Here is a 3,988-nt window from a genome sequence, read left to right as displayed (position 1 = left end):
ATTTTGCTAATAAACATAGCAAAATTATAGATGATTTCCTGACCTAAGATCACATTTTATTCTTTTTTCCACTTCAATCTAAGAATTGAGAAAAAAGCAAAACCTTATATTATACCATAAAAAAATTATGCAAGAGGTCTATAGGTATCTTCAATACTATATTCAATGGTTTGTAGTTCTCTTTTGGGAAAAAACTGATGCTTACCACCCACAATAACGTAAGCGCGTTGATTTCCGTTTAAATAATCCTTGAAATTGTCTGAATCTACGGGTTTATGAGTCTTAGCATCAAAGCCATACCAGCGCAAAATGTGGTTGCGAGTGCGCCGGATCAAGATATTAGATAACAAGTCAGGTAACTGTTTTTCCCCTTTCTCTACTAATCTAAAATACTCTTTTAGATCGGGCGGATCTATGGGTAAATCTGTCTTATCATCTTGATGAAAGAGCCTAATCTGATGGTAAATATCCCAAGCACTTTTATTGCGAGGAGTTGCTGTTAAAAAACAGCATTGTCTCCCGGCTGCTAAAAAGGCTTCGACGATTTTATATCTTTGGGTTGCGGCATTCCGCAGGTTATGACTTTCATCAATTAAGATAAAATCTCGATCTTTGTATTTAAAATCTTCTAATAAAACTCTGATGCCACTGGTTTCATCTTCCCGCAGCAATCCCATCGATAAAACGCGGGCGTTAAGTTGATAAATTTCGTTGTAGCGTTCCCACATTTCCACCAGTGGCGCTGGACAAATAATTAAGGGGCGGGCTTTTTCCACTTGTTCAAAGCGTTTGACAATGGCAGCACCAATAAAGCTTTTTCCTAGTCCTACCACATCGGAAACGAAACAACCTCCATACTCGCGGATGAGTTTAACAGCTTGGTTAACTGCTACTTTTTGAAAGTCTGCTAGTTTCTCGGTAATTTCGTTATCTATCATCATTTCACTGGCAGTTTCTTCTGTCAATCGATCGCGCACGAGCATATAGAGAGTTTTCATATAGATGTCGTAGGGACGTACTGGCATCATCGCCCAAGACTGTTGTAAAGACTGCATCAGTGTTTCATCAAATTCTGTTGCTTCCTGCCAAAGTTGATTGAACCATTCTGTTAAACTGGCATGATTTTCATTACCGTGAACGATAACATTAAGTTCGGTATTGTGGGAAATTCCTGATAAAGTAAGGTTAGAAGAACCAACGATAGCAAGGCCTTTTTCTTGACGTTCCAAAGGTTGTCCCTGCTGGTTATAAATTGTCCCGTAGTCGAAGATATAGGCTTTAGCGTGGAGTCGCCCTTTAGTATAAACTCGCACCTGAAGGCGTTTTTCTTCAATCATTTGAACCAGATTTTTTACTAAGGTTTCTGCTTCATCTGTTTGGTCCATCAGTTCGACGCTGGAACGAATATTGTCGGCGGTTTCTGTTGCCATCTGCTTGCGTTCTGTCCGTTTGGGGTATTCTTGTGCTTCCAGATGGTTTTTAATTAATTCTAAGCGGCGGTAGCCTTCTGCTAATTGTTCGATGGTTTCCCGGTTGCTGGTGTTGCCAATTAGGAGGCGCATTTGTGGGATGGTGGCGAGACGAGTTGCGATCGCAGTAAAGCCGGAGAGGAAAAAGTAACCGACGGCAAAATGAGCGGCTTCTGAAGAGTGGAGAATTTGGTTGATGTTATCGACTAATTTTTGCTGGCGATTGTCGATGATGTCGTGGGTAGGCATAGTTCGATTTTTTAATTTTAGGGCTGTAACCAGTTTTCTATTACTAGATTAGAAATATTTTCAAAATGACGAGTATTATCGGTTACTAAAATATCCTGCCGAGAACGAGCAACGCTTGCGATTAAAGCATCTAACTGTCCTGTTGGTTTGCCAATTTTTCTAAGTTCAGATTGAATTTTGCCAAATTCGATTGCAGCTTGTTGATCAAAAGCTATTATCGGTAACTGGTTGGCAAATCTAGTTAATGTATCTAAGTTACGTTCTAGCTGAGTTGAGCAATAAACTCCTTTATATAGCTCCCCTAAGACTAAAGTGGACAGGTAAGATTCCTGATACTTAAGTCTAAAATGTGAAACGACCGTCAGATTCCCTTTGAGAATGGCAATACGGATGTTAGTATCCAGTAAATACATGAATTTTCGGCTTAATCATCGAATTTAATTTCCACACCTAGATCGGCATGGCGTTCTTGGTCAATTTCAGAAAAAATATCATCGAGTTCTGGTTGATTTTTCCATACTCCAATAAGAGTTTCTAATTCTTCCCACAATAATTTTTTTTGAATTAAATTATCGGGGATTTCCAGAGAAATTTTTACGCCATTAGGAAGAGATAAATCCTCTAATAGCTCGATAGTATTGCCTTTGATAATTCCTTGTATTTTCATGGTAGTTTAGGATAAAGCTTGCTCAACTAAGACGGCAGTTTCACGATCTAGAATAGAGAGAGTTTCTTGAATTAATTCTATTGGTAATTCTAATGTTTTATAATTTGTTTTTCCATTTTATTTGTACTCCTAATTAATGGCATATTCTGTGAATTTTCGTTTAAATGGAGAGTGAAATCCGATGACAATATCTGTTTTAGGAATTCCTAGTTCAACTAACTTTTCAGCCACCGAAATTTCTGTGTTGTTCTGTTGAATATAAACTTTGTTGTTAATAATATCTAAATGTAAAAGACATCCATAAATCCAATGATTATTATGCCAACCAACTTGTACTAATAAATAATGTTTTCTCAGATCGTCAAAGATTATTTCTAGGGAAATTTCACTAGACTGCTGAATTTTAGCTTGTTCTTCAATTAGGGATTTAACTAATTCACTGTAGTTGATTGCCATTCTACGATCTCCTCTATTTCAGGGTTATAGACAATAATTTTGATTTGATAATGTTCTAGAATTCTTTGAACAAAACGGCTATGACAAAACACTTCATAAGTATCATTAGGGATGGCTAAGTATAGGGTTCTATCAGGTTCAATTTCCGAAAGAGCAAAACGGTAGTTAAGATATTGTCCAGAGGCTAAATGTAGTTCTGTAACAATTGAATCTCTTAAGAAACTTTTGATTTCAATGGCAACTTTTTCTCGTTCTTTTTGTGCTGCAATAACTTTTTCTGCTCCTAAGTCCACATAAAAGTTAACATCTTCAAACTCTAGGGTAAAAGGATCATGGGTAATCGTCCAACCTGCTTTTATGAGTGCATTTCGGACAGCATGGTGAAAGGTATCTTTAGCTGGCATATCCTGATTTTAGCAGGTTTTCCTAATTTTAGCATCTTGTAACAATCTTAAGGTTCACAGTCTAGGAAATCCTTCTTGTTATTTCTCCTCTTCTGTGATGATTTCAGATACCCGACTTCTTTAAGAAGTTGACTTCATTTTCCATTGTAGCTTAAAGCCGTCCTAAAAGGACGGGGTTTTAAACCCAAATTTTCGATAAGATAAGTGTAGGTTAAAATTAAGGGTATGAGGGTTCGTGAGGTTATCTGTCGCCTAATTGATGATAGTTGGTTGCAAGTTTCGCAAAAAGGAAGCCATCGTCAGTTTAAACACCCTGTCAAGCTGAGTAAAGTTACCGTTCCTTGTAAACTGTCAGATGATATACCTATCGGAACTTACAAAAACATTCTACGGCAAGCTGAATTGGAGGGTTGAATGACTGAATTGAATAGTATGGTTGTGGTTAAGGATAACGCTATTGAAATAGAGCGTCAAGAAGAGTTAAAAGACTTCCTCCAAGAACAAGAACAACAGGTTCTTGAGCAATTCAAACCGGGTACATTCGGATGTCATGAGTTACTTGACAGAACAGCGATGGTTAGTGATTCCTTGGAGCGTTTTATTGGGCTCTTCGTTACTTGTTATGGTTCGATAGGGGGGCATAAATCGACTAAATCCTTATCTGGCAAGAGACTTAATTGATTAGTTCGCTCTAGATAAAAACAATTGACAAAAATCGCTAAATGCCTTTCTCTATAAGGGTT

The 3,988-nt window shown here is 37.5% G+C and carries 6 protein-coding genes; 1 reads left to right on the top strand and 5 read right to left on the bottom strand.

Translation table 11 applies throughout. From position 1 onward, the window contains the following. Positions 1–125: 125 nt before the first annotated feature. The 5 genes from O9332_RS20300 to O9332_RS20280 all read right to left on the bottom strand — a co-directional run bounded on the left by O9332_RS20300 (position 126) and on the right by O9332_RS20280 (position 3,245). Positions 126–1,718, bottom strand: a complete 1,593-nt coding sequence (locus O9332_RS20300; protein ID WP_288027125.1) for a phospholipase D-like domain-containing protein — start codon at positions 1,716–1,718, stop codon at positions 126–128. A 17-nt stretch (positions 1,719–1,735) separates the two neighbouring features. After that, on the bottom strand, positions 1,736–2,131 hold the full coding sequence (locus O9332_RS20295; RefSeq protein WP_002763455.1) for a type II toxin-antitoxin system VapC family toxin: 396 nt from the start codon (positions 2,129–2,131) through the stop codon (positions 1,736–1,738). An 11-nt stretch (positions 2,132–2,142) separates the two neighbouring features. Continuing rightward, positions 2,143–2,385, bottom strand: a complete 243-nt coding sequence (locus O9332_RS20290) for a hypothetical protein (protein ID WP_002763457.1) — start codon at positions 2,383–2,385, stop codon at positions 2,143–2,145. Between the two features lie 129 nt (positions 2,386–2,514). Continuing rightward, positions 2,515–2,841 (bottom strand): XisI protein, encoded by a 327-nt coding sequence (locus O9332_RS20285; protein ID WP_002734933.1) that lies wholly within the window; start codon positions 2,839–2,841, stop codon positions 2,515–2,517. Continuing rightward, complete coding sequence (locus O9332_RS20280) at positions 2,817–3,245, bottom strand: element excision factor XisH family protein (protein WP_002763459.1); 429 nt, start codon at positions 3,243–3,245, stop codon at positions 2,817–2,819. The genes O9332_RS20285 and O9332_RS20280 overlap by 25 nt, the downstream gene beginning before the upstream one ends. A 225-nt stretch (positions 3,246–3,470) precedes the next feature. Here O9332_RS20280 and O9332_RS20275 point away from each other — a divergent pair, with 225 nt between their 5' ends. Further along, positions 3,471–3,659, top strand: coding sequence for a type II toxin-antitoxin system HicA family toxin (locus O9332_RS20275; protein ID WP_002763461.1), 189 nt, complete (start codon positions 3,471–3,473; stop codon positions 3,657–3,659). The last annotated feature ends 329 nt before the right edge of the window (positions 3,660–3,988 follow it).

The organism is Microcystis sp. LE19-10.1B (assembly GCF_027530565.1).
GTDB classification, from domain to species: domain Bacteria; phylum Cyanobacteriota; class Cyanobacteriia; order Cyanobacteriales; family Microcystaceae; genus Microcystis; species Microcystis aeruginosa.
Note: the sequence above shows the minus strand (reverse complement) of the source record. Positions and strands in the feature narration are given on the sequence as shown.